This is a genomic window from Acinetobacter sp. YH12136 (assembly GCF_013418545.1).
Taxonomy (GTDB): domain Bacteria; phylum Pseudomonadota; class Gammaproteobacteria; order Pseudomonadales; family Moraxellaceae; genus Acinetobacter; species Acinetobacter towneri.
Window position 1 is genome coordinate 17,681 of record NZ_VPBV01000025.1, and the last position, 25,737, is coordinate 43,417.

Genomic DNA, 25,737 nt, shown 5'->3' on the forward strand with positions numbered 1-25,737 from the left:
CTATCAACAAAATGTGTTTTTTACATATTTCTTAGCGGTTTTATTGATAAGCCATCGCAACATCACAGCCTGTAAGCCTTTGCCAAAATTAACAGGCTTTTTATGGAGCTATCACGAAATAGTGCATGCTTTAGCACTTTTTCTGCTAAAGCATCTATTCGAACTTTTATTTAATACCTATGGTTATGACTTGGCTTCATCTTCATCCTGATTTTTAGTCTGAGATGACCACTGCCCTGCGCCCAAAGCCTGCCCGATATAATCGTAACGCATTTGAGAACGTGAAAATTTAATTGGACACGCCAACTGAGTTTCAGTTTTTTCGGCATTCTGCTGAATAGGAACTTCTACTGTCCAACCGCGTTGCTGTGCCAAAGGTGAATGTAAGGCTTCATCTAAAGTGAATACAGGTTCAACGCAGACATCATGTTGCGCGAATACCTGCTGCCATGTGGCAAAACTTTGTGTTTTGATTTTATCTTGAATGGCCTGTTTAACTTGCAAGCGCTCTTGCGGATCTAAAGATGCTCCTTTTTCCAAAAGTATCGGCAAATTTAAAATCTGTGCCAAACCCTGCATAAACTGCGGCTCTAAACTACCAACTGAAAAATAACGACCATCTGCTGTTTCATAATAGTCATAATAGGTGCCGCCATTTAAGTAAGATTGCTCGGCATATTGAGGAACCTGTGCTGCCAAAACTGCCGAAGCGGCCATATTGTTTAAAGTCGCAGCGCAATCGGTCATCGAAATATCAATATACTGCCCTAAACCACTGCGCTGACGTTCAATCACCGCACTTAAAATTGCCACTAAGGCATGTAATGAACCACCTGCAATATCGGCTACCTGAATCCCGAGCGGCGGTGGCCCGCCTGCTTGCCGCCCACTATGCCCCGCAATGCCAGACAAAGCTAAATAGTTGATGTCATGTCCTGCCCGTTGTTGATAATCACCTGTTTGTCCATAACCTGTGATGGAACAATAGATCAGTCGCGGATTAATTTTTGCCAAGCTGGCATAGTCCAGTCCTAAACGCTGCATCACGCCTGGTCTAAACTGTTCCAATACAATATCGAATTTGGCAATTTTATCGTGAATAAGCTGAATACTTTCGGGGGATTTTAAATCCAAAGTAATTGACTGTTTATTCCGATTCAAATAACTGTGCGAAGTCGCTTGTCCATTGGCATAGGGCGGAAATAAACGAATTAAGTCAGGACGGGTTGCCGATTCAATATGAATCACCTCTGCACCCATATCCGCCAAATACAAACTGGCAAAAGGGCCGGGCAATAAGGTGGAAAAATCTAAAACTTTTAAACCGCTCAGTGCATGTGTCATTGTTGTGATTACTCGATTTTTACTGATTTTCCGTTCATCTTATAAACAGCAAAACTGTAACACAATGTCATGTTCAGCCATTTACCTTGATCATTTCGGCAATTTATTATGTAAAATAAGTAAAATTGGTATTGTAAATTGCCAATTTCAATTTTTTAGCGTCATTTAGGTCAAGCTTACGTGAATACAAAAGAGACTGAAGGATTTAACATGAGCAGAGATACCATTAGTATCCATTTTGTAAATGCAGCGCTCACGGGTGTTAAGCGACTCGGCATGGATGTCGAAACCTTATTATCTCATGTCGGTATTGAGGCAGAACTTCTGCGCCAACCGAAAGCACGTATTTCACCTGAACAATATACCCGCTTTATTAAAATGTTGTGGATGGTGACCCAAGACGAACACGTGGGTTTTGATTCTCAGCCACGTCGTTTGGGTACATTCGCGATCATGTGCCAATTGGTAATTCACGCCAAAACACTGGGCGATGCCTTAGAACTCTCTTCGCAATTCTACAAACTGTTTGGTGATGATTGGTCGGTTACCTTAGAACGTGATAAACACGAAGCACGTTTGGTACCATCTATTCCACAAGCTATGGATCCTGATCACTTTATTACTGAAAGTATGTTGATGATTTGGCACGGCTTGGCATCTTGGCTGATTGAACGTCGCCTGCCTTTGGAGCGCGTACATTTTGGCTATCCACGTCCTGCACATGCAGATGAATACGATGCGCTGTTCTTTGCGCCTGTCATGCAATTTGACATGCCACGCACCGAAATTACCTTTGCTGCCGACTACTTGGATTTACCAATTCGTCAAACCCAAGAAACCTTAGACGAATTCTTAAAAACCGCGCCTGCGCAATTGTTGGTGAAATTCAAAAACACCAATTCTTTAACTTCGCGTATTCGTGACGTGTTAAAGAGCCAAATTGGCGAAGAAATGCCAACCTTGAACGATGTTGCATCCATGCTGTACCTATCGCCACAAACCTTGCGTCGTCGTTTGGCTGCAGAAGGTAAAAGCTATCAAGGGGTAAAAGATGCATTACGCCGTGATGCCGCGATTCACCTATTGCTGAATCCTGAACTTACCCTTGAAGATGTGGCACAACAAGTTGGCTTTAGCGAAACCAGTACTTTCCACCGTGCTTTCAAAAAGTGGACTGGCGTCACACCTGGTTTATACCGTCAGTTGCACGGTTATCATTAATTTAGAATCGACAATTCACAATAACTCGTAATTCCAATCGATTGCCCTTGCACACCGCAAGGGCTTTTTTTATCGCTCTATTATAGTTTCAATCTTTCTGCCAAATTACTGCGTCATCCCAATTAGCAAAAAACCTCACTGACCTGTACCGTTCTCGTCATTGCACTTCAAAATTTTCAGATTACACTCAAAAGCAATCATAAAGAAAACTATCGACAAGGGATTGATTATGAGCGAGGCCTACATCATTGATGCTATTCGCACTCCGCGCGGCAAAGGAAAAAAAGATGGCGCATTACACGAAGTTAAACCCATTCGCCTACTCACAACCTTATTGAATGAATTGCAACAACGACACAACCTAGACACCTCACAAGTAGACGATATTGTTTTGGGTTGTGTCACACCAATTGGCGATCAGGGTGCAGATATTGCCAAAACCGCAGCGATTGCCGCAGGTTGGGACAATGATGTTGCTGGGGTACAAATCAACCGCTTTTGTGCCTCAGGTTTAGAAGCCGTGAACCTCGCAGCGCAAAAAGTTCGTTCGGGTTGGGAAGATTTAATCGTTGCAGGTGGTGTGGAATCTATGTCACGCGTGGCAATGGGTTCCGATGGTGGTGCTTGGGCATTCGACCCTGAAACCAATATGGCTTGTGATTTTATTCCACAAGGTATTGGCGCTGACTTAATTGCCACACTCGATGGCTATAGCCGTACAGAAGTCGATCAATTTGCAGCAGCATCACAGCACAAAGCCGCAGCAGCACAAGCACAGGGACATTTCGAGCGCTCGATTGTACCTGTCAAAGATCAGGCAGGTGTGGTGATTTTGGCACAAGATGAATTTATCAAACCACAGACCACGGCTGAAAGCTTGGCACAGCTCAAGCCGAGTTTTGCCAATATGGGACAAATGGGTTTTGATGCGATTGCCCTGCAAAAATATCCTGAAGCAGGACAAGTCAATCATGTGCATCATGCAGGCAATTCATCAGGTATTGTTGATGGCGCGGCATTGGTCTTGATTGCATCGGAACAAGCGGTACAACAACACAACTTAAAACCACGCGCCAAAGTGCTTGCTACCGCACTGGTTGGCACAGACCCTGCCATTATGCTCACAGGACCCGCGCCTGCAGCACGCAAAGCCTTAGCCAAAGCAGGACTGAACATTGAAGATATTGATCTGTTTGAAGTCAATGAAGCCTTTGCAGCCGTGGTTCTGCGTTTTATTACAGAACTTCAGGTTGATCCCGCCAAAGTCAATGTGAATGGTGGTGCTATTGCCTTGGGTCATCCACTTGGCGCTACAGGTGCCATGATTTTAGGCACCTTACTGGACGAGCTAGAACGACAAGATAAAAAACGCGGCATGGCTACATTATGTGTAGGCGGTGGGATGGGAATTGCCACCATTATTCAGCGAGTATAAGGAGTATAAAAATGAGCGCCATTCACTATTATAAAAATGCCGATAACATTGTCATTCTAACCTTTGACTCACCAAATCAATCTGCCAACACCATGAATGCTGACTTTAGAGATGCATTAGCGCAAGTGGTACAAAAGTTAAAAGCAGACGAACAAGTGGCGGGAATCATTTTCGCCTCTGCGAAAAAAACCTTTTTTGCAGGCGGTGACTTAGATGAGTTGATTCAAGTACAGCCTGAGCATGCCAGCTCATTTTTTCAGATGATTGAAAACCTAAAAGCACAGCTGCGTTATATTGAAACCCGTGGTATTCCTGTGGTAGCTGCCTTAAATGGCACGGCACTCGGCGGCGGATGGGAACTTGCTCTGTGCTGTCATCATCGTATTGCAATTCGTGATGCAAAAACCAAGTTTGGTTTACCCGAAGTGACTTTAGGTTTATTGCCTGGTGGCGGTGGTATTGTGCGGATGGTACGTTTATTGGGTTTACAAACTGCCCTGCCGCTGTTGATGGAAGGCAAACAGCTGAGTGTGGAAAAAGCACAAAGTTTAGGTTTAATCCATGATCTTGCTGAAAATGAAACAGAATTACTCAGCAAAGCCCAAGACTGGATTCTTGCACATCCTCAATCACAACAAGTATTTGATGTCAAAGGCTATAAAATCCCTGGGGGAACACCATCTACACCTGCTGTCGCGCAAATGCTTTCCATTGCTCCTGCCATGCTACGCGACAAAACCAAAGGCTGTTACCCTGCGCCTGAAGCAATTTTGAGTGCAGCAGTAGAAGGTGCGCAGGTTGATGTCGATACAGCCTTACGCATTGAATCTCGCTATTTTACCCAGCTCGCAACAGGTCAAATTTCTAAAAATATGATTGGCACCTTTTGGCATGGGCTGAATGCGATTAAATCGGGCAGTGGCCGTCCGCAAGGCATTGCACCACATCAAACTCAAAAAGTCGGTATTTTAGGTGCAGGCATGATGGGTGCAGGCATTTCTTATGCCACAGCAAGCAAAGGTATTACGGTTGTTCTGAAAGATGTATCCATCGAACAAGCTGAAAAAGGCAAATCTTACAGTCAAAAACTACTCGATAAACAAGTATCACAAGGTCGTATAAGTGCAGAGCGAGCGGCACAAGTCTTAGCCAAGATTCATCCAACGGCACAGGCTGCCGATTTACAAGGCTGTGATTTGATTATTGAGGCGGTATTTGAAAATCCTCAACTCAAGGCGCAAGTCACACAAGAAGCCGAAGTTTTTCTGGCAGAACAAGGTGTGATGGCATCCAATACCTCAACTTTGCCAATAAGCGGGCTTGCCCAAGCTGCGCAAGATCAACAGCGCTTTATTGGACTGCATTTCTTTAGTCCTGTCGATAAAATGCCGTTGGTAGAAATCATTAAAGGAAAAAACACCTCTGCCGATACTTTGGCAAAAGCATATGACTTTGTGCAACACATTGGTAAAACACCGATTGTAGTCAATGACAGACGTGGCTTTTTTACCAGTCGGGTGTTTGGCACTTTTGTGCAGGAAGGCTTGCGCTTACTGGCAGAAGGCGTACATCCTGCCAAAATTGAAATGGCAGCTTTAAAAGCAGGTATGCCTGTTGGCCCACTTGCTATTCAGGATGAAGTATCTTTAACCTTATCTGAACACGTGGCACAGGAAGCACGTAAGGCGCTGCAAGCCGAAGGAAAAGACCGACCACTGTCGAGTGCAGATGAAGTCATTCAAACCATGATTCATCAATTCTCACGTAAAGGCAAAGCTGCAGGTGCAGGCTTTTATGACTACCCTGAACAGGGTAAAAAACAGCTTTGGTCGGGATTAAGTCATTGGTATCAAAATACCGAAATCGCTGAACAAGAGATGATTAACCGTTTCTTATTTGTACAAGCACTGGACAGCTTACGTTGCTTGGAAGAAGGTGTTTTAGAATCTGTCATTGATGCCAATGTTGGTTCAATTTTTGGCATTGGCTTCCCTGCATGGACAGGTGGTGCTTTACAATTTTTGAATCAATATGGTTTAACACAGGCTTTGGCACGAGCACAGCAACTTGCTGCAGCATATGGCGAGCGTTTTACCCCACCTAAAATCTTGCAAGATCGTGTTGCTGCAGGTGCTAAAAGCATTTAAAGCTAAACTTTAAGTTTAAAGCAATCTGGGAGGGATATATCATCCCTCTTTTTATTTGCTCAAAATTACAATGAATATCTCTGCATAAATAGAATTTAATCCGTTTTTCATGCATTTTATGTTATAAAGTTACATAATTTTAAGATTTAGATTCAAATTGGGTAGATGCACATGACCGAACGCCTTACTCCTGAAAAATCACCTTGGGGTTGGAAAGCACTCTTTATTTTCTGTATTTTGGGTGGAATTTTCATGTTTATTTTCTGGTTAGCGGTCACGAATGAACCTGACTACATGCCTAGCCAGCAACAAAAGCAGAATACTCAGCAACACGCCTTTAAAAATGCGCCAGCTATGTCACAAGAAGCATTGGCAAAAGCACAAGCAGATCGTGAAGCACGTGAAGCTTTGGCTGCTGAAACTGCAGATGCACACGGTATGACTGAAACAGAACATGCCAATATGCCTGAAAACCATGAGCCAGCACCCGCACATGGACATTAATATGCGCTAGCGGCTCTGTTCATACAGTTTATAAAAAGAAATCGCCATGATCACATTCCATCATGGCGATTTTTATTTTGCACGATTAAAATCAGGACTATCGACAATTCATTTAAAATATCAATCGCATATCTACATGCGGAATACCACAATCTAAATACGACTCACCCTCAACCTGAAAACTCAAACTTTGATAAAACGGAATCGCGTGTTCCTGCGCAGACAACTTGACCCACGGACGTTGCTGCTGCTTTGCCACCTGAATAATATGCTGCATTAAAACACGTCCCACACCTAAACCGCGCTGTGATTTCAACACTGCGACCCGTCCAATACTGTGATTTTCCAGTAAACGTGCTGTTGCAATCGCCTGTCCAGTTGCATAGACCACAAAATGCAAGGCAACTGCATCTTGTGCATCCCACTCATCTTCAGGCGCAATTCGCTGTTCCTGAATAAAGACTTGCTCACGAATAGATTTGGCCTCTGCAGCAAATTGTGTCCAAGTGCCCGATTGAATTTCATAATCTTGCATCTTTATATCCTGTTCCATCTTGCTTAGCACTTAGAACCAATGCCCTGTTGATCCCACTGATCGTTCAACAACAACTCCAAAGAATGTTTTTGAATACCGTACATGGTTTTTAAATCACGAATTTGTGCCAAAACTGCTTGATCAGGTTCACTCCAATTTTGACGTTTGGTTGCCAAAATCATTTTGTTTTTACTGGTGTGTTCTAAAGCGACAAACTCAAAAACTTTGGTGTCATAACCATAGGCTTTGAGCAATAAAGCGCGGATGGTATCGGTTAACATTTCCGCCTGTTGCCCTGCATGAATGCCAAATTGCAGCATCGGTTGCAACACGCTTGGGCTTTGTAATTGTGGACGCAACTCTTTATGGCAACACGGCGCGCACATAATCATTTGTGCATTCAGGCGAATACCAGTATGAATTGCAAAATCGGTGGCGACATCACAGGCATGCAAAGCAATCATTACATCTAAATGTTCTGGCTGATAGGTGCGCACATCGCCCTGAAAAAAATCTAGCTGCTGAAAGTCTGAAGCACTCGCCACCGACTGACAAAACTCAACCATTTTCGGGTTTAGTTCCACCCCAGTCACAAAAGGAAGAAATTGCTGCTTTTGCAAATAGTCATATAACGCAAAAGTTAAATAGCCTTTGCCTGAGCCAAAATCCACCACGCGCACAGTATTTTCCGAAATTTTGATTTGCGCCAAAGCCCCCGAAAAAATTTCAATGAATTTATTAATCTGTTTCCATTTACGCGCCATGCTCGGAATAATTTGCGCTTTGGCATCGCTAATCCCCAAGTGTTGTAAAAATGGGCTGGATTGATCGACATAACGCTGCTTTTCTCGGTCATGTCCTTGCGGTTCTTTCGGTTTCGCTATAGTCGGTGCTGTTTTACTAATGCTGAGCATGGCTTTCTTTTTGTTCTTTTTTAGCTGAATTTCCTGATCTGTCGTAAATAAATTGGCCTGTTTACAATCTGCCAATAAGTGACTCAATTGTATCTGTGCTTCTGCCAAAGGATAGTTTTTGGTGATATCCTGCGTTTTATGGCGATACAAACAAGTTAAAACGGTGTCTTGATTTAGCTGAATCACCCGTAAGGTGATTTTTTCTAATTATTCCAGTTCGCCTTTATATTGACTCAGCACCACACGATCAAGCTTTTGTGTATCAATGGCTTGCTGAAAAGCCTCTAAGAATTGTTGTTCCTGCACAGAGGGAGAAGCCAAAGTCGACATAATAAAAACCTGAAAAAATTACAATTCAAGTTTAATTGTTATTACCCTAAAAGCAAAATTGAATTACGATACAGTTGTATAATTAGAGAAATTAAAGCAGATTCGCCATGAAATTAAATGCCCCTTTAGTGCCTGATTATGACCTGCAAGAAGAACGGATTAACTATCTGAGCCATGGTGTTGGTGCGGCTTTGGCATTTATTGCAGGTATTCTTTTAATCATTAAAGGTGCGTATTTAAGTACGGGACAATGGCTAGGTTTGTGGGCCTATGCAATAAGCATGGTACTGCTTTTTTCTGCTTCAATGCTGTATCACATGGCAACCGCAGCAGACCGTCGTTATTTTTATAAAAAGTTAGATCACACCGCAATTTATTATTTAATTGCAGGGACTTATACCCCATTTTTATCCATCGCGATTCCTACTCAAAAAGCACAATATTTGTTAATTGCCCTGTGGATTATTGCCCTGATTGGCACCCTATTTAAACTGGTATTTATCAACCGTTTTCATAAAATTTCTTTAATTGCCTACTTGGTGATGGGTTGGTTAGCCGTTCTGGTCATGGACGATATGCAAGCCTATTTAAGCAGCCAAGCCCTGACCTTTTTGCTAATTGGCGGCATTGCCTACACCGTGGGTGCATTGTTTTATGCCTTAAAACGCGTAAGATATACCCACGCAATTTGGCATGTATTTGTCCTAATTGGTGCAGGCGCACACTTTCTGGCAATTTATCTGTATGTGATTTAACGCTGAATATCGCTCATATCTTACAGATAAAACGATCAGATTTGAATGGTGTTCATGGATGCAGTTTTGTAACCGACTTCTTGTTCAAAAAAGTATAACTACAAGAAGTATCTACTATTTTCCTGCCAGTGCGGTCTGTGCCAAATTGCACTTTCATTTAAAATTCACTTTACATAAGGTCCTGTATGGCATCTTCATCTACTGCTGCCGCTGAACAGCCGACTCAAAATTCTAAATTTCGAGTACTGACTGCAAGCTTGGTCGGTACCACCATCGAGTTTTTTGACTTTTATATCTACGCCACTGCGGCAGTCATTATTTTCCCGTATCTGTTCTTTCCGACCAGTACTGACCCAATGACGGCAACCATTCAATCTCTCGCCACCTTTGCAATTGCCTTTATCGCCCGTCCAATTGGCGCAGTTTTATTTGGACATTTAGGAGATCGGATTGGACGCAAAGCCACTTTGGTCGCGGCATTATTGACCATGGGAATTTCTACAGTCTGTATTGGTTTACTGCCGACGTATGCACAAATTGGGATTATCGCGCCATTACTGTTGGCGTTGTGTCGCTTAGGGCAAGGTTTAGGCTTGGGCGGTGAATGGTCGGGAGCAGTACTGTTAGCCACAGAAAATGCCCCTGAAGGTAAACGTGCTTGGTATGGCATGTTCCCACAATTGGGCGCTCCGATTGGTTTTATTCTTGCCACAGGTTCATTCCTTATTTTAGGTGCGCTGATGTCTGAGCAAGACTTTATGACATGGGGCTGGCGCATCCCGTTTATTTCGAGTGCCTTATTGGTGATTGTCGGTTTATGGATTCGCTTAAAACTGCATGAAACGCCTGCCTTCCAAAAAGTGTTGAATAAACAAAAAGAAGTCAATGTGCCATTTATTCAGGTCTTTAAAAAACACGCTAAAATGTTAGTGCTCGGTACAATCGCTGCAATTTGTACCTTTGTGGTGTTTTATCTGACTACGGTATTTGCCTTGCAATGGGGCACCAAACAACTGGGTTATTCACGTGAAGAATTCTTAAAACTTCAACTACTAGCCACATTGTGTTTTGCTGCTTTTATTCCCCTCTCAGCCGTTTTAGCCGAAAAATTTGGACGTAAAACCACCTCTATCGCAGTGTGCATCATCTCTGCAATTTTTGGCTTATTTTTTGCCGACATGCTTGCTTCAGGCAGCACGTGGATTGTATTTATTTTCCTGTGTATTGGCTTGGCAATTATGGGACTTACTTACGGGCCCATTGGTACAGTATTGTCTGAAATTTTCCCAACATCTGTACGCTATACAGGCTCGGCACTCACCTTTAACTTGGCGGGTATTTTTGGCGCATCGTTTGCCCCACTCATTGCCACCAAACTTGCCACCACTTATGGCTTGGCTGCAGTTGGTTATTATTTAAGTGCAGCATCCATCTTGTCTTTAATCGCATTTTTAATGATTCGAGAAACCAAGCATGATGATGTAAACAATCAAATTTAAGCGCAAAAATTGCATCAAAAAACCAGCCTCGGCTGGTTTTTTTCATGTAGGCGATGGTGACGGTGCTTACAATAATTCAATAATATCAATCGTGGGCGGCACACCAAAACGAAAAGGAACACCGACCATTCCTGTCCCTACAGTCACAAATACATCGGCATGATCATGGCGATATAACCCCTTTTTATGCCCTAAAATAGATACTTTTTTCATCACATAATCGGTCAGCCACGGCAGTTCAACCTGCCCACCATGGGTATGTCCTGCCAACATCAACGGACGTGTCGGCAATTTTGGCACCATATCCACTGTATCGGGGTTATGTGATAACAACACCCACGGCTTATCCTGAGGTAAATCGGGCATATAGCGCATGTCGGTTTTACCTGCCCATAAATCGCCAATACCGAGCAAACGAAACTCATCAAACTCGACAATTCTACCTTCAATATCAATCACGTTATTTTGTTCTAAAGCCGTTTTTAACAGCTCTTGAATGGGCGGGCCAGGATACTGCTCATCATGATTACCATTTACCGAATATACAGGCGCACAAATTTCTTTTAATACCGCCAATTCTTCGACCAATTTATTTTCAGGCTCATAAGTCCAGTCGCCTGCTACAACGACAATATCGGGGTTTTGCAAATTGAGTTTTTTCACAATTTGCTTCAATTGACGCTCATGCCCAGAAAACAAGCCAATATGTAAATCTGCAATTAAAGCAATTTTGACAGGCTTTAATAAACGGCGATCTGCATGAATTTGATATTTGGTAGTTTTGACTTGAATCAAATGCGGTTCAATAAAACGCGCATAGCTCAACACAGCACTGACTAAAAATACAAAAATCGCTTCGTGGATGGAGTAATAGCCCTGAATACCCGCATAGACACTAAAAAAAACCAAAGGCGGCAACAGGTAAGACAAATAAAATGCCAACAAATGCACAAAGGCCTTAAACGGGTGAATGGTTTCTGTATTGGCCTGACTGCGCCATGCTTGCGAAACTGCCCACAGCGCCAAAATTGCCATACCCATATAGAAATACAACACGACTGAATCGTTATCCCACATATTTATTCTCTATTACTTCATACTTCTGCTATTCAATGCTGCGCTAAACCCAGATGTCGCATTTAACCCACACACGTCATATATCTGTATTGTCATATTTATCTTTTCATAGCTGACAATTATACTCAAACCCTATTTTTAACTTATTTGCTCCTCGTGCTAAAAAGGAATTTAATTTGGCAAACCGCAGCTCATCCGCTCCATTTCAAAATATTCGGCACAACGTCTTGTGGCTGAGTTGCGCCTTCGTTTTGACACTCTCAGGCTGTAGCACGCTGCCCAAACAGATTGAACATCCGATCCGGATGGCGTTTGAAACCCCAACCGATCAAACCAGTTTGGCCAAAATTGTACTGCCGCTACGCGAAAAATATCCGCAGCTTACGGGTTATCATGTCCTGTATGATCCGCTCGAAGCCCTAGCAGCACGTATCTATCTGATTAATAAAGCAGAAAAATCTTTAGATTTACAATATTATATTTGGGATAACGATAAAATTGGCGCGCTTGCACTACACGCCATTATTCGTGCGGCAGATCGTGGGGTGAAAGTCCGCTTATTGGTCGATGATAACAATGCCAAAAAAATGGAAGGCATTTATCTCGCGCTCGATCAACACGTCAACATCGACATCAAACTGTATAATCCATATCGCTTTCGACATTATCGTGCCATGGACATGATTTTGGATTTGAAGCGTATTAACCGTCGTATGCACAACAAAAGCTTTATTGCCGATAACCAAATTTCTCTGATTGGTGGGCGCAATATGAGCAATCAATACTATAACGTCAGCGACAATTATCAATTTTCTGATGTCGATGTGATGTTAGTCGGCTCGGCTTCGGATGAAATTATTCACTCTTTTGATGAATACTGGAATGATGACTATGCTTATTCAGTCAAGCAATTGGTCAATCCACAACATTACACCTTGCGTTATGAAAGCTTAAAACAGCAATTAGAACAGCACGATCAAGAAGCCACCGTACAAAATTATTTAGATTTGGTGACTCGTTCTAAAGCGATTGAACAGTGGATGACGCGTAGTATTAAGTTCGATTGGGTCAGTGCTGAAGTGGTCAAAGATGCGCCGAGTAAAATTAAAGACCGCGCCTCAAAAGAAGAACATCTCAACTTTCAATTGCTGACGCATTTAGAGAAGCCAAGCAGTAGTGTCGATATTATTTCTGCGTATTTTGTCCCTGAACAATCGGGGGCAGAAAAACTAAAAGACTTGGCGGATGATGGCGTTCAGGTACGCGTACTGACCAACTCCTTTAAAGCCAACGATGTTCCTGTGGTGCATGCTTTTTACGCCAAATATCGAGAAGATTTATTGGCAAATAACGTGCAGCTGTATGAGTTTTTGGCGCGACCTGAAATGGAAAACCTAAACACACATACGCACGAAATTTCCAAAAAAGCCAAAGTCAGTATGAAAGGTTTAAGCCGTTCTAGTTTACATGCCAAACTCATGGCATTGGATGAAAAACAGGTATTTATTGGTTCGTTTAATTTTGACCCACGCTCGGCATATTTAAATACTGAAATTGGAGTAATTTTAAATAGTCCACCATTGGCTCGCGCAGTTCACCAGACCATGGATGTCAATTTATCCAAATATGCTTATAAACTGGTTTTAGATGCGCAACAAAACATTCAATGGCAGATGAAAAATCCACAAGGCGAAACTCAAATTCTAAAAAAAGAACCAGGGATGAAATGGTATCAACGTGCGGCAATGAAAATTACCTCATGGCTGCCAATTGAAGGCTTTATGTAGCAACATAATATTGAAGCTGTTGGATGATGACCATTATTCTTAAAAAAATGTGATGTGCTTAGGCTATCTTTAACATGAAGATGCGCCTAAGCATGTTTTATGATGTCAGCACTTGTGGTTTTAATACCTGACGATGCAACTCAGCCAAACCTTCTGTCATGCGTTCCTGTACCACAGCAGTTAAAGATTCAATATCGTGCCCTTCTACCACAATTGCAGGTAACGCCATTAAATGCGCTGTCACTTTCGGCATTTCCAAAACATCTTTCACATGATCAACAAAGGTCATGTCATTAATAAACGGCGCAACAGTATCTAACTCACCTTGCTGATTCACATAACAAATCAGACAAATTTGCACAGGGCGTTTGGCTTCAATTGCTGCCCCTAAAATACGACCATGCACTTTTTTAATTTTGCTTCCATCTGACGTGGTCGCTTCAGGAAAAAATAATACAGGAATATCTTGTTTTAAAAATTGCGTGATTTGTTCACGAATTTTGACTGAATCGCCAGAGCCACGCTTAATAAATAGCGTCCCCCCACCTTTGGCTAACTTACCCAATAACGGCCATTTTTCAATTTCAGCTTTGGCCAGAAAAAATACCCGCGCACTAGAACCCAATACCGCTACATCTAACCACGAAATATGATTACTGACCCATAGCGCAGGGTCATGCGGAATTTCACCATGAATTTGCACTTCAATATTAAAAACTTTGCACAATTGACGGCAAAAATATTGCACATAGCGCGTATTGTTCGGGTTGTTGGTGTCTTTATACAATTGATGACGATAGACCAAATAAAACCCTTCACCAATCGCGCCAGCCGTTGCCAGAACTTTTTTGCTATACAAAGCAAGCTTTGCAAAACCATGAATTGGAGATGTGTGAGTTTCAACAGCTGGGTTCATAGGGTCATCACTAATTGTTAAACGCAAAACAACGTATAAAGGTCTATATTTTGCTCATTCTATACTGTTCAATCTGAACTTGCATTGATAATAAAAACCGAAACCTGCATGCAAACATGCGACTTTTGGCAAAATCTAAATAGATAAATTCTATATTGGGGTCATCCTTATAATTGAGTTTACATACGTTGATATAGCATCAAATCAGGGCGCAGGAAAAATCCAATCATCTATTTCCCTGCACAAACATTTTTTCTACTAGAATATAGCTTTAGCATGGAGATTGCGCTGAGTGGAAAATTTTGTGCCACCTCAAGATGGCGAGCGTGTTGTACTGGTCAGTGTCGCTGTCCAAATTTTAGAAGACCTAGATGCCGAAGAATTTCAGCTCTTGGCTGAATCTGCGGGTGCAGAAGTTTTACAACACGTCCACACTCAACGTAGTAAACCCGATGCCAAACTCTTTATTGGCTCAGGCAAAGCCGAAGAAATTGCCGCATTGGTCAAAGAACACGACGCCAATTTGGTCATTTTTGATCATGCACTCAGTCCTGCACAGGCACGTAATTTAGAAAAAGTGATGCAATGCCGTGTGGTTGACCGTACCGAACTCATTTTAGATATTTTTGCTCAACGCGCCCGCACTTACGAAGGTAAATTACAGGTCGAATTGGCACAATTACAACATTTATCTTCACGTTTGGTGCGTAGTCGCAGCAACTTAGACAGTCAAAAAGGCGGTATCGGCTTACGTGGTCCTGGGGAAACCTTGCTTGAAACTGACCGACGCTTATTGCGTATTCGCATGGGACAACTAAAAACCAAACTCGATAAAGTCCGTCAAACCCGTGCACAAGGTCGTGTGGCTCGGCAAAAAGCCGCCATTCCTACCGTTTCATTGGTCGGTTATACCAACGCAGGCAAATCGACCTTATTTAATATTTTGGCGCAAAGTGATGTCTATGCTGCTGACCAACTGTTTGCTACGCTTGACCCTACTTTACGGCGTTTAGAATGGGATGGCATCGGACGTCTGGTATTGGCCGACACCGTTGGCTTTGTAAGAAACCTATCTCACTCTTTGGTGGAATCTTTTAAAGCAACTTTGGAAGAAACCTTAGAAGCCAGTTTATTGCTGCATGTGATTGATTCAAGCAACCCCGATGTGTTGGAACAAATTGAAGCAGTCGAAGGTGTGCTAAAAGAAATTGGCGCAGATGTACCTATTTTGCGGGTTTACAATAAAATTGATGTCTCAGGCGAAACAGCCAAAATTATCTATGAAAAACCGCATCAACCTGACCGTGTCTATGTATCGGCACATTCAGGGCAAGGTTTAGACTTGTTAAAACAAGCCGTACATGAATGTTTGATGGGGCAAATTCAAAAGTTTGATCTTAAATTACAACCTGCTTATGGCAAACTGCGCAATCAACTGTATGCGCTCAATGTCATTCAGGCAGAACAGTACGATGATGAAGGTCAATTACATCTACAAGTCAGCATGGCACCACATAAACTGGAACAACTGATTAAACAGGCACATTTACCGATAGACGAAATTTTAGGTGCACAGGCAGAACAATTTAAACGTCCGCTTGAAGCATTTGAAATTGACGATCAGATCGGTTAAAACGTGATAAGTAAAATTTTAATGAAAGATCAAAAATGAGCAGGATAAAACATATCGATTGGCCAGCATGGATCGGCACACTCCTTTTGATTATTGTGTTTCGTGAAGCCTCTGTATGGATCATGACCCAATTTAATCACCCAGAATTAGGCAATTTAGTCGGTTTGCTCAGCCTGCTGGCGGTATTATTTACATGGCGCAAACTCAGTAAAATTCCTGCTCGTCTGGTCGATACCAACAACAAAATCATGAAAGAAAGTGCCTTTGCCTTTTTACCCATCAGCGCGGGTTCATTAATTATGCTCACGCACATGGGCAAACAAATTCCAATCTTCTTAATTGTGTTGTTTATCAGTACGCTGATCCCGCTTTGGCTGTATGCCAAAATGGCAAAACGCTGGCTTTAGGAGATTAAAATGCTGTCAATTCTATATGGTTTTTTAATCACTCTCGTTGCATATTTACTGGCAAAACCTTGCAACCAAAAAGTCCCGCAAATCCCTGTGATTGTCTTTGGCATGTGTTTTGTGTTGCTACTGTTGTATTTTTTCGGGATTCCATACGAAACTTACGTCGCACAAACCAACCCTTTGTTTAATCAATTATTGGGCTATGTGACAGTTGCACTCGCCATTCCTCTAGCAGCCATGCGTTATGACGATTTACCCCTCAAAGCGATTTTAGGTATTTTGTTCTTTGCCAGTCTTAGTGCTGTGGCGCTGCCGATGGGGCTTGCTTATGCGCTACATATGTCCAGTGCCGATATTATGGCATTTGCCACCCGTGCAGTGACCACGCCGATTGCGATTAATATCGCAACCTTATTAGAAGCACCGATTCAATTGGCAGTATTAATTGTGATTTTATCAGGTGTCGTGGGTGCTGCTTTTTCACCACTTATTTTAAGGCATATCAATGATGAACGTGCTTCAGGTTTGGCACTTGGCTTAGCTGCACATGCCATTGGTACTGCTCAAGCATGGCAACGTGGCAGTGTTGCAGGACGTTATGCTGCCTTTGGCATGGCAGTCAATGCAGTCTTTACCGCAGTTTGGCTGCCAACATTTATACTGTATTTACAAAGAATGTGACTGAGCAATCACTTTTAAAGATTGTGACCATTTCACTTTCTTTTTATTATGAAATATCCAGTTTGCGAAATGAAGGAACATTGAACATGGTCAAGATGAAACTCACCGTTGCCTTAATCTGCTCAGCCTTAGGTAGTTTTGCGCTGGCTCAAGATATTACAGGAACTTGGAAAAACATTGACGATAAAACGGGTTCATCTAAAGCCATTTTAGAAATTCGTCAGGAAAGCAATGGTAGCTATACCGCTAAAATCGTTAAAGTGACGCCACGCCCAGGTTACACACCAAGAGAAACCTGTGTCAACTGCCCTGCGCCTTATACCAACCAACCGATTTTAGGTATGGATGTACTCACTGGCTTAAAATATACAGGTAATTCCAATTTCACAGGCGGGAAAATTATTGACCCTTTAAGCGGCAATATTTACAGCACCAAAGCCAAATTGAGCAATAATGGTAAGCGTTTGACCATGCGCGGTTATGTCGGTGTATCGGCTTTAGGTCGCAGCCAAACTTGGATTAAAAGTGATTAATTTATAAGTTATTCCATCAACTTAATTAATTCACTTTTCACTTAAAATGCCACACGTTCGTGGCATTTTTCACATCTTTTCCAGCATTTTCCCTGCAAGTTTAAGATTAAAAATTTCCTCAAATCTCTTGACTCTTACCACAACTCGCTTTATATCTTGAATTAACCTCTGTAATAACTTTCGACAATCAAAGGAACTGATATGAAGAAAAATGTATTGATGGGTGTATTTGCAAGCTTAATCTTCAGTGGTTCAGCATTTGCTGCAGACCTAACAGGTATCTGGCAAAGTATTGATGACAAAACAGGTTCACCCAAAGCCCTGATTGAAATTACCCAAGCTGAAAATGGCAGCTTTACTGGTAAAATTATCAAAGTCACACCAAGACCGGGCTATACCCCAAAAACTATGTGTGTGAATTGCCCTGCACCTTATACCAACAAACCTTTGGTCGGTTTGGAAATTATTAGTGGCTTAAAGCATGTGGAAAATAACAACTATGCCGATGGGCGTATTTTAGATCCACTTACAGGCAAAATGTATAGCCTGAAAGGTCGTTTAGCATCTAATAATAAACGTCTCACTTTACGTGGTTACGTCGGAATTTCAGCCATTGGTCGGACACAAACGTGGATTCGCCAACAATAAGCGAGTAATTGTGTCTCATCGGTCATTTTTTCTGGATACTCGGGACTTTGTGTCCGTTAATTCACAGATTAGACTAGCCGCAAAGACCGAGTAAGGGAAATAAAATGATTCAGAAATTGGCTTTAGGAATAGCCGTCATCTTCGGCAGTCTAAGCACTTTGGCGATGGCACAAGATTTAGCAGGAACTTGGCAACAAATTGATGATAAAACAGGCTCACCCAAAGCTGTCATCGAAATTCGTAAAGAAGCCAATCAAACCTATACGGGTAAAATTGTGAAAGTAACCCCGCGTCCGGGTTATACCCCACGTGAACTTTGTAATAAATGCCCTGCGCCTTATACCGACCAACCTATTTTAGGGATGGATATTTTAAAAGGCTTACAACAAGTCAAAAACAGCAACAATTACGAAAAAGGACGCGTAATTGATCCATTGGCAGGTCGTATTTACGATGCAAAAATTCGCATCAACTCAACAGGTAAACGTTTAACTTTACGTGCTTATATGGGTGTATCTACACTAGGTCGCAGTCAAACTTGGATTCGAATTCAATAAAATTCAAGATAAAAAATAGCCACCTCAATAGGTGGCTATTTTCATTTCATCATCACATTTTTAAATTTTAAAGATGAATGTTATTACCATTCTGCCAGCGGATTATCCACTGCAAACAATTGCTGATCTTCCAAACGATAAGCCACAAGCTGATTGCCCCACACACAACCGCCATCCACATTTTGAATATTGTCGGCTACCGTTTGTCCCTGCAATGCTGCCCAATGACCAAATACGATTTGATGTGTTTGCGCAGCTAAAGATGGATATTCAAACCACGGTTTAAAACCTTCTGGCATCGGATCATCTAAGGCATCTTTAAAGCTGAATTCCAAACCACCCTGTGCATTGGCTAAACGCATACGGGTCAAATAGTTGGTAATACAACGTAAACGCGCATGCCCCTCTAAATCATCCGACCAAACTGCAGGTTCTGCCCCATACATTTCCTTTAAGAATGCATCCACCACCTCAAAGTCCTCATGCCCAATCACCGCCTCAACTTCTTTTGCCAAAGCTGCGGTTTGTTCCGCATTCCAAATATGTGGAATACCTGCATGAGTTAAAGTGGTGTTTTCATTAGGAAAAAGACACAATGGTTGTTTACGCAACCAATCAATCAAATCATCACTGTCAATTGCATCAATCACATCACGAGTGTTGTCTTGTGCTTTGATTTTCTTTAAGCCACGTGCGCCTGCCAACAAGGTTAAATCGTGATTGCCTAACACCGTTGCTGCAACGCCACGATCTACCAGTTTTTTAATAAAACGCAAAGCACCTACCGAGTTTTCACCCCGCGCGACTAAATCGCCTGCAAACCAAATAAAATCTTGATCGGGATCGAACTGTATTTCTTTTAATAACAGTTTTAAGGCTTCAAAGCAGCCCTGCACATCACCAATGACATAGTTGTATCGAATTGCTGCCATTAATTCACCATCTGATCTGCCAATGCGACAAATGCACTCAAACTTAAAGTTTCAGGACGTGCCATTGGGTCTACCCCTGCACGTTCAAACGCATCTTCAGCCAACATGCCTTTTAAGCTATTGCGCAATGTTTTACGACGTTGGGTAAATACATGCGCCACCAAACGTGCCAATGCTTTTTCATCTTTGGCAATAATCGGTTTAGTCACATAAGGCTCTAAACGGAATACTGCAGAAGTCACTTTAGGCGGTGGATTAAATGCGCCAGGCGGTACTTCAAACAAGAACGTTGGCTTACAGTAATACTGCATCATCACCGATAAACGCCCATATTCTTTGGTATTCGGTTCAGCCGTGATACGATCTACCACTTCTTTTTGCAGCATAAAGTGCATGTCTTTAACTTTGTCACCAAACTCTAAGAGATGAAACAAAAGCGGCGTCGAAATGTTATACGGCAAGTTTCCAACCACACGTAGCGGGCGCCCTTCCTGAAATAACTCGGTAAAGTCATATTTCAGCGCGTCACTTTCTACAATAGTTAAACGCTCAGGATGTGGCACACGTCCCAGTAAGCCTGCGGCCAAATCACGGTCTAATTCCACTACAGTCAAAGCATCACACTCACCAATTAAAGGTGAGGTCAATGCCGCTAAACCCGGTCCAATCTCGACAATATTATCGCCTGGACGTGGGTTCACTGAGCGGACAATTTTGGCAATCACGCGTTGATCATGCAAAAAGTTTTGACCAAAGCGTTTACGAGCCTGATGCCCTTCATCTTTTGGGTTTAGGGCATTAATTTGATACATAAAGATTTCCAAGCTGAAATTATGAACGTGCTAAATCCAGCGCTAAATCGACAGCAACATGCAAGCTAGAACTTTTCGCAAGTCCCGTACCTGCGAGGGAGAGCGCTGTGCCGTGATCGACTGAAGTGCGAATAAACGGTAAGCCTAAAGTAATATTGATTGCTTCACCAAAGCCCTGAGATTTTAACACAGGTAAACCCTGATCGTGATACATCGCTAAAACTGCATCGGCATCTTTTAAATTTTTTGGGGTAAATAAAGTATCTGCAGGTAAACTTAAACTGAGATTTTCACCGCGATTACGGTAATTTTGTAGCACAGGATTAATCACCTCAATTTCTTCCATGCCTAAATAACCATCTTCGCCCGCATGTGGGTTCAAACCACAGACCAATACTTTAGGATGTTCAATTTTAAACTTGCTTTTTAGATCGTGCAGCAAAATATCAATTACTTGTTCTAAACGTGTTTTGGTAATGGCATCTGCCACGGCACGTAAAGGTAAATGCGTGGTCGCCAAGGCAACGCGTAAGGTTTTGGTGGCTAACATCATCACCACACGCGCAACACCTGCAAACTCCTGATAATATTCAGTGTGCCCACTAAAAGAAATACCAGCTTCATTAATAATAGATTTTTGCACGGGTGCTGTCGCCACGCCCACACTCTTACCTGTCATTGCATAAGAAGCTGAGCGACGTAATTGCTCCAAAACGTAAGCTGCATTTTGTGCATTTAAATGCCCCAACTCAACATCTACAGCCAAAGGCACATGCTCAACATATAACTGCCCAAGCGCTGCAGGCTGTTGCTGACCTGAATATTCAATCAATTCGACTTGTTGCTTTAGAATTTCGGTGCGTTGTTGTAATAATTGATGATCTGCCAATACCACAATTGGACGCTCATCTTGTCGAGCTGCCAGACTTAGACAAATATCAGGTCCAATACCTGCAGGTTCACCACTGGTGACATATAAAGGGCGCATGCAGCTTCATCCACTATAGCTAGGTGTAGCTGAATTATAGCGCCATCCTGAGCAAAATTGTTTTATCTCCAATCTAATCTAAATCGGCTATCTAAGATGCCCATCTGATGCGCCCATTCCGAAATGCCAATCACGACCATACATAACAACAAACCTATAAATAGTATTTTGGGCGCTTGTTGAGTGACTGCTCGATAGTTTTGATCAGATAGACTCAAGATGATGAAGCCACCGATGCCATATAACATAAAAGGGAGCAAGGTGATGTGCATAAATACAGAATAGATTAAGATAAAAGCAAATACATCAGTACCATAAGCTGCACCTACCAACAAAAATGCCAGTTCATACAGAGCAATTAATGTGATGAAAAAACCTGCTATAAATTTTAGCAGTTTATTTGGTTTCGGCTTTAATGCTTCTGTCGTTAATGCTTTTGTCGTTGTAGCGACGCGTTCTAAATCATCAGACATAGTGATCCGTCCTCATCATTATTAATAGTGATCCGTCCTCATCATTATTATTAGCTGCGACCATACAGAAAAAGCTAAAACAGCACTAGATAAAGAAGATCAATACCTGATTTTTACTGTCGTGAAATGGTCGCTAGAGGTGATTTTGCTTTTATAACCAAACTTGATAAAATATAGCGCTTAAAATGTGACTTTTCCATTGTAGTTCTACCCATTCTCAGGTAGAATTCGGACTCCTTTTTGTTTGGACAGCTTCCATAGTCCAAACCAACTATAATAGGTAGTGGTTTAATGAAAACTCTCAGCGCTAAGCCAGCTGAAGTTCAACACGACTGGTACGTTGTTGATGCTTCTGGCAAAACTCTAGGTCGCCTTGCGACAGAAATCGCTCGTCGTTTACGCGGTAAGCACAAAACTTCTTATACTCCTCACGTTGACACTGGCGACTACATCGTTGTTATCAATGCTGAGCAAGTTCAAGTGACTGGTAACAAATCACTTGACAAGAAATACTATCGCCACACTGGTTTCCCTGGTGGTATCCGTGAAACTAATTTCGAGAAATTAGTTGCTCACAAACCAGAAGAAATCTTCCAACGCGCTGTAAAAGGCATGTTGCCAAAAGGTCCTCTTGGTTATGCTATGATCAAGAAAATGAAAGTGTACGCTGGTGCTGAGCATCCTCACACAGCTCAACAGCCACAAGTTTTGGACATCTAAGGGATACAGCACATGGCTACTAACTATGGTACAGGTCGCCGTAAGACCGCAACTGCACGTGTTTTCTTATCAGCTGGTACAGGTAAACTCGTAATTAACAACCGTACTCTTGAGCAATATTTCGGTCGTGAAACTGCTCGTATGATCGTACGTCAACCATTAGAGCTTCTTGAAGCTACTGAAAAATATGACCTTTACATCACTGTTGCTGGTGGTGGTATTGGTGGTCAAGCTGGTGCAATCCGTCACGGTATTACTCGTGCATTGATCGCATCTGACGACACTTTAAAACCTGCTCTTCGTCAAGCTGGTTTCGTTACTCGTGATGCTCGTGAAGTTGAACGTAAGAAACTTGGTTTACGTAAAGCTCGTAAACGTCCACAATTCTCTAAACGTTAATTCGTTTACCGAATCGGACACAAAAAAAGCCTTGGATTTTCCAAGGCTTTTTTTTATGCAAATCAACGAGCTGAGCATTTTAAGTCAGATAAACAATTCGGATTCACATACACCAAAAATCAAAATTCAATACAGTCCAAAAATTGAAAACCAATCAACAAATATCTCATACACTTTTATCAGCTTTGCTGGGTGATTTTAGTGGCTAAGTTTAGTATCCTATTCTATTCATTTGGTTTTATTTCGGATTATGTCAGTCGAGAACGCACCCTTACAAGGCATTACCCTCTACAGTCATGCGGACGACTTTCGCTCACATTGGATTCGTTACGTTCTGGCCGAAAAACAAATCAAATATCAACTGATTTTGGTCGATTATGAAGATGAAGACCTCGCAAGCCTGAATCCGTATAATCAACTTCCAATGCTGCTAGAAAACGATTTAAAACTCTTTAATACTGCGATTATTTCCGAATATCTGGATGATCGTTATCGACAAAATAAACTTTATGCCGATGCACCTATGCCACGTGCAGAACAACGTCAATATATTTGGCGCTTTGAACAAGACTGGTTCAAACTTGCCGATCAGATGCTACGTCATCCTGATAGCTTAGATTACACAACACAGCGCGCTGCACAAAAAAAATTACGTGATACACTCATTTCACTGACACCATTATTTCAGCATTATCCTTATTTCATGTCAGAAAATTTCAGTATTTTAGATTGCATGCTGGCATCCTTATTTATACGGCTAAAAGCCATGGGCATAGAATTACCTCAACAACACTGTCGTCCAATTTTCCTGTATTGTCAGCGGATTTTTTCACGCCCTGCCTTCACTCAAGCAATGACTTTGCAAGAAAAAAATCGCTATCAAGAATTTTTAATTCATACTTAAAGAGCATATTATGTCTGAATCTGAAATCAATTTAAGTCCAACCCGTCCTTATTTAGCCCGCGCAATTTATGAATGGATTTGTGATAACCAACTCACACCACATTTATTGGTCGATGCTACACAGCCGAATACGCTTGTTCCTGAACAATTTATTCAGGATGGTCAGATTGTCCTAAATATCGTTCCACATGCAGTGCATGCCTTACACATGAGCAATGATGCAATCACCTTCTCTGCACGCTTTGGTGGCGTATCACGCGACTTATATGTACCTATGAATGCCGTCGTAGGTATCTATGCAAGAGAGAATGGACAAGGCTTATTCTTTGATCCAAGTGAGTATGCACATATCCAAAATGATCAAGATGCTTTAGAATCAAAGACTGAAGAAAAAACCGAACAAACTAAGAAAAAACCAAGCCTTAGATTATTAGATTAAAACAATGGAGTAGTGAATGGCTTTTGATTTAGTACAATATTTTGCAGCGCAGATTAAACTTCAAAAGCCCTCGCTTTTGAAACAATATAATGCTGTTGATCGCGACCAATATATTCAAGAAATCAATGCGCTGAGCTTAGGCAAACTGGTCAGTCTGTGGCGAGAAGACAACCAAAAACTTTATCAAGAAATTGATCATCAAGATGAATTATATATTCAGGAAATTGCACGTCGACTCACCACATCTCCACACAATCAGTCACCTCTCTCCAAAACTGAGCTTGAACAGAATATTAGTGAAGTCTTAGCCTTACAACTCACAGAGCTCAAGCAATTGGATCAAACCGGTAATTTTGGCAATAAAGGTCTAGGTGAATTATTGCTAGGTCAAATTGAACATTTATCTGGTCAAGCGGATGATTGGGTTTGGTCAACAAACGATCTAATAGAGTTAAAAGGTTCTAAACCAATTCCTCAAGAAGAGCTATCATTAGAGGCATCAATGAAGGAGTTTAATCAAATGGTACAACAACATACCCACGATGATCATCAAAATATTGAGCCTGTAGAAGCAATTGTACCCACTTGGTCTAAAGTACTAGAACCTATCGTTGCGATTGCGATTTTAGCAATTCTATGGTGTTTCGTTACTCAATTATTCGCTTAAATCAATCTTCTATCTAAGCCGTAATAAAACCATCATCATCTGATGGTTTTATTTTGCCTTCACTTTTTATAGCGCAGATTCAAATCTCAAGTGCAACACATTTGTAGTTAGTTGAAAAAGTTAGGTGTATTCATAGAATTATTAGACTTTTTCAACTCGCAATTGGAAAGCACACAATGAAGAAATACACCCAACTTTCTCAAGATGAAAGATACGAAATTTATGCTACTTTGAAAAGTAAAAGTTCAATCGCTAGCCTTGCTCGGGAGTTAGGACGTTCACGATCAACCAACTACCGTGAATTAAAAAGAAATACTGGGCAACGTGGATATAGAGCTCAACAGGCAGCGAAATTTGCAAGTCAAAGACGGTACCGTCCTTCATCATCAATGACAGCATTTGCCTTCGCTTATATTGATTATTTGATTGGTTTGGACTGGTCACCAGAACAAATTTCAGGTGCTTTAACACAACGCG

General features: G+C 41.8%; 27 protein-coding genes and 1 pseudogene. 19 read left to right on the forward strand and 9 right to left on the reverse strand.

What is annotated here, in order from left to right:
- Positions 1–183: 183 nt before the first annotated feature.
- Positions 184–1,344: a CaiB/BaiF CoA-transferase family protein gene (locus FTU71_RS11195; RefSeq protein ID WP_179994325.1), complete on the reverse strand. Its 1,161-nt coding sequence runs from the start codon at positions 1,342–1,344 to the stop codon at positions 184–186.
- Positions 1,345–1,554: 210 nt separating this feature from the next.
- Between FTU71_RS11195 and FTU71_RS11200 the strand changes: the two genes are divergently transcribed.
- The 4 genes from FTU71_RS11200 (at position 1,555) to FTU71_RS11215 (ending at position 6,651) form a co-directional block, all read left to right on the forward strand.
- Positions 1,555–2,565 carry an AraC family transcriptional regulator gene (locus tag FTU71_RS11200; protein WP_004972448.1) on the forward strand — a complete coding sequence of 337 codons (1,011 nt, stop codon included), beginning with the start codon at positions 1,555–1,557 and terminating at the stop codon, positions 2,563–2,565.
- Positions 2,566–2,794: 229 nt separating this feature from the next.
- On the forward strand, positions 2,795–4,000 hold the full coding sequence (locus tag FTU71_RS11205; protein WP_131260735.1) for an acetyl-CoA C-acetyltransferase: 1,206 nt from the start codon (positions 2,795–2,797) through the stop codon (positions 3,998–4,000).
- An 11-nt stretch (positions 4,001–4,011) separates the two neighbouring features.
- The gene (locus FTU71_RS11210; protein ID WP_179994326.1) at positions 4,012–6,147 is read left to right on the forward strand and encodes a 3-hydroxyacyl-CoA dehydrogenase NAD-binding domain-containing protein; all 2,136 of its coding nucleotides are present in this window, start codon (positions 4,012–4,014) and stop codon (positions 6,145–6,147) included.
- A 171-nt stretch (positions 6,148–6,318) separates the two neighbouring features.
- Entirely contained in the window at positions 6,319–6,651 is a 333-nt protein-coding gene (locus tag FTU71_RS11215) for a hypothetical protein (protein WP_004972453.1), read from the forward strand.
- A gap of 112 nt (positions 6,652–6,763) precedes the next feature.
- Here FTU71_RS11215 and FTU71_RS11220 read toward each other — a convergent pair whose 3' ends face one another.
- Together FTU71_RS11220 and FTU71_RS11225 are read right to left on the reverse strand one after the other, a co-directional pair.
- The gene (locus FTU71_RS11220; RefSeq protein WP_004972455.1) at positions 6,764–7,186 is read right to left on the reverse strand and encodes a GNAT family N-acetyltransferase; all 423 of its coding nucleotides are present in this window, start codon (positions 7,184–7,186) and stop codon (positions 6,764–6,766) included.
- A 23-nt stretch (positions 7,187–7,209) separates the two neighbouring features.
- Positions 7,210–8,430, reverse strand: a pseudogene (locus tag FTU71_RS11225) (SAM-dependent methyltransferase).
- A gap of 107 nt (positions 8,431–8,537) precedes the next feature.
- On the opposite strand from FTU71_RS11225, the gene FTU71_RS11230 reads away from it, so the two are divergent.
- Both FTU71_RS11230 and FTU71_RS11235 read left to right on the forward strand, forming a co-directional pair.
- Entirely contained in the window at positions 8,538–9,185 is a 648-nt protein-coding gene (locus FTU71_RS11230; RefSeq protein ID WP_004972459.1) for a hemolysin III family protein, read from the forward strand.
- Positions 9,186–9,370: 185 nt separating this feature from the next.
- On the forward strand, positions 9,371–10,684 hold the full coding sequence (locus FTU71_RS11235) for an MFS transporter (RefSeq protein ID WP_179994327.1): 1,314 nt from the start codon (positions 9,371–9,373) through the stop codon (positions 10,682–10,684).
- 66 nt (positions 10,685–10,750) lie between these two features.
- On the opposite strand, the gene FTU71_RS11240 is transcribed toward FTU71_RS11235, so the two are convergent.
- Positions 10,751–11,761 carry a metallophosphoesterase gene (locus FTU71_RS11240; RefSeq protein WP_004972462.1) on the reverse strand — a complete coding sequence of 337 codons (1,011 nt, stop codon included), beginning with the start codon at positions 11,759–11,761 and terminating at the stop codon, positions 10,751–10,753.
- A gap of 176 nt (positions 11,762–11,937) precedes the next feature.
- On the opposite strand from FTU71_RS11240, the gene FTU71_RS11245 reads away from it, so the two are divergent.
- A complete protein-coding gene (locus tag FTU71_RS11245; RefSeq protein ID WP_257221695.1) occupies positions 11,938–13,548 on the forward strand; it encodes a phospholipase D family protein in 1,611 nt (536 codons plus the stop codon).
- Positions 13,549–13,645: 97 nt separating this feature from the next.
- Here the strand turns inward: FTU71_RS11245 and FTU71_RS11250 are convergent, their stop codons facing one another.
- Positions 13,646–14,464, reverse strand: a complete 819-nt coding sequence (locus FTU71_RS11250) for a 1-acyl-sn-glycerol-3-phosphate acyltransferase (RefSeq protein ID WP_096901584.1) — start codon at positions 14,462–14,464, stop codon at positions 13,646–13,648.
- Between the two features lie 292 nt (positions 14,465–14,756).
- On the opposite strand from FTU71_RS11250, the gene hflX reads away from it, so the two are divergent.
- The 6 genes from hflX (at position 14,757) to FTU71_RS11280 (ending at position 18,926) form a co-directional block, all read left to right on the forward strand.
- Entirely contained in the window at positions 14,757–16,097 is a 1,341-nt protein-coding gene (hflX, locus tag FTU71_RS11255; protein ID WP_131260739.1) for a ribosome rescue GTPase HflX, read from the forward strand.
- Positions 16,098–16,132: 35 nt separating this feature from the next.
- A complete protein-coding gene (locus FTU71_RS11260) occupies positions 16,133–16,504 on the forward strand; it encodes a hypothetical protein (RefSeq protein ID WP_004972466.1) in 372 nt (123 codons plus the stop codon).
- A 9-nt stretch (positions 16,505–16,513) separates the two neighbouring features.
- On the forward strand, positions 16,514–17,188 hold the full coding sequence (locus tag FTU71_RS11265; RefSeq protein WP_004972468.1) for an LrgB family protein: 675 nt from the start codon (positions 16,514–16,516) through the stop codon (positions 17,186–17,188).
- 86 nt (positions 17,189–17,274) lie between these two features.
- Positions 17,275–17,721 (forward strand): DUF2147 domain-containing protein, encoded by a 447-nt coding sequence (locus tag FTU71_RS11270; RefSeq protein ID WP_104853073.1) that lies wholly within the window; start codon positions 17,275–17,277, stop codon positions 17,719–17,721.
- 201 nt (positions 17,722–17,922) lie between these two features.
- Positions 17,923–18,369, forward strand: a complete 447-nt coding sequence (locus tag FTU71_RS11275; RefSeq protein WP_004972472.1) for a DUF2147 domain-containing protein — start codon at positions 17,923–17,925, stop codon at positions 18,367–18,369.
- 104 nt (positions 18,370–18,473) lie between these two features.
- Entirely contained in the window at positions 18,474–18,926 is a 453-nt protein-coding gene (locus tag FTU71_RS11280) for a DUF2147 domain-containing protein (RefSeq protein ID WP_179994328.1), read from the forward strand.
- An 83-nt stretch (positions 18,927–19,009) separates the two neighbouring features.
- Here FTU71_RS11280 and FTU71_RS11285 read toward each other — a convergent pair whose 3' ends face one another.
- The 4 genes from FTU71_RS11285 to FTU71_RS11300 form a co-directional block, all read right to left on the reverse strand.
- Positions 19,010–19,858, reverse strand: a complete 849-nt coding sequence (locus tag FTU71_RS11285; RefSeq protein ID WP_179994329.1) for a symmetrical bis(5'-nucleosyl)-tetraphosphatase — start codon at positions 19,856–19,858, stop codon at positions 19,010–19,012.
- A complete protein-coding gene (rsmA, locus tag FTU71_RS11290) occupies positions 19,858–20,670 on the reverse strand; it encodes a 16S rRNA (adenine(1518)-N(6)/adenine(1519)-N(6))-dimethyltransferase RsmA (RefSeq protein WP_179994330.1) in 813 nt (270 codons plus the stop codon). The genes FTU71_RS11285 and rsmA overlap by 1 nt, the downstream gene beginning before the upstream one ends.
- Positions 20,671–20,689: 19 nt before the next feature.
- On the reverse strand, positions 20,690–21,658 hold the full coding sequence (gene pdxA / locus FTU71_RS11295) for a 4-hydroxythreonine-4-phosphate dehydrogenase PdxA (protein ID WP_180112007.1): 969 nt from the start codon (positions 21,656–21,658) through the stop codon (positions 20,690–20,692).
- A 62-nt stretch (positions 21,659–21,720) separates the two neighbouring features.
- The gene (locus FTU71_RS11300) at positions 21,721–22,131 is read right to left on the reverse strand and encodes a hypothetical protein (protein ID WP_104853069.1); all 411 of its coding nucleotides are present in this window, start codon (positions 22,129–22,131) and stop codon (positions 21,721–21,723) included.
- 291 nt (positions 22,132–22,422) lie between these two features.
- Between FTU71_RS11300 and rplM the strand changes: the two genes are divergently transcribed.
- The 6 genes from rplM to FTU71_RS11330 all read left to right on the forward strand — a co-directional run.
- Complete coding sequence (gene rplM / locus FTU71_RS11305; RefSeq protein ID WP_004909012.1) at positions 22,423–22,851, forward strand: 50S ribosomal protein L13; 429 nt, start codon at positions 22,423–22,425, stop codon at positions 22,849–22,851.
- A 12-nt stretch (positions 22,852–22,863) separates the two neighbouring features.
- Entirely contained in the window at positions 22,864–23,250 is a 387-nt protein-coding gene (gene rpsI, locus FTU71_RS11310) for a 30S ribosomal protein S9 (protein ID WP_004972483.1), read from the forward strand.
- 250 nt (positions 23,251–23,500) lie between these two features.
- Positions 23,501–24,154 (forward strand): glutathione S-transferase N-terminal domain-containing protein, encoded by a 654-nt coding sequence (locus FTU71_RS11315; protein ID WP_096901581.1) that lies wholly within the window; start codon positions 23,501–23,503, stop codon positions 24,152–24,154.
- A 10-nt stretch (positions 24,155–24,164) separates the two neighbouring features.
- Positions 24,165–24,593 (forward strand): ClpXP protease specificity-enhancing factor, encoded by a 429-nt coding sequence (locus FTU71_RS11320; RefSeq protein WP_004972487.1) that lies wholly within the window; start codon positions 24,165–24,167, stop codon positions 24,591–24,593.
- A gap of 16 nt (positions 24,594–24,609) precedes the next feature.
- On the forward strand, positions 24,610–25,260 hold the full coding sequence (locus tag FTU71_RS11325; RefSeq protein WP_179994332.1) for a hypothetical protein: 651 nt from the start codon (positions 24,610–24,612) through the stop codon (positions 25,258–25,260).
- 176 nt (positions 25,261–25,436) lie between these two features.
- Positions 25,437–25,737: helix-turn-helix domain-containing protein (locus FTU71_RS11330; RefSeq protein WP_180112008.1), on the forward strand; the 301-nt coding region annotated here is incomplete at its 3' end.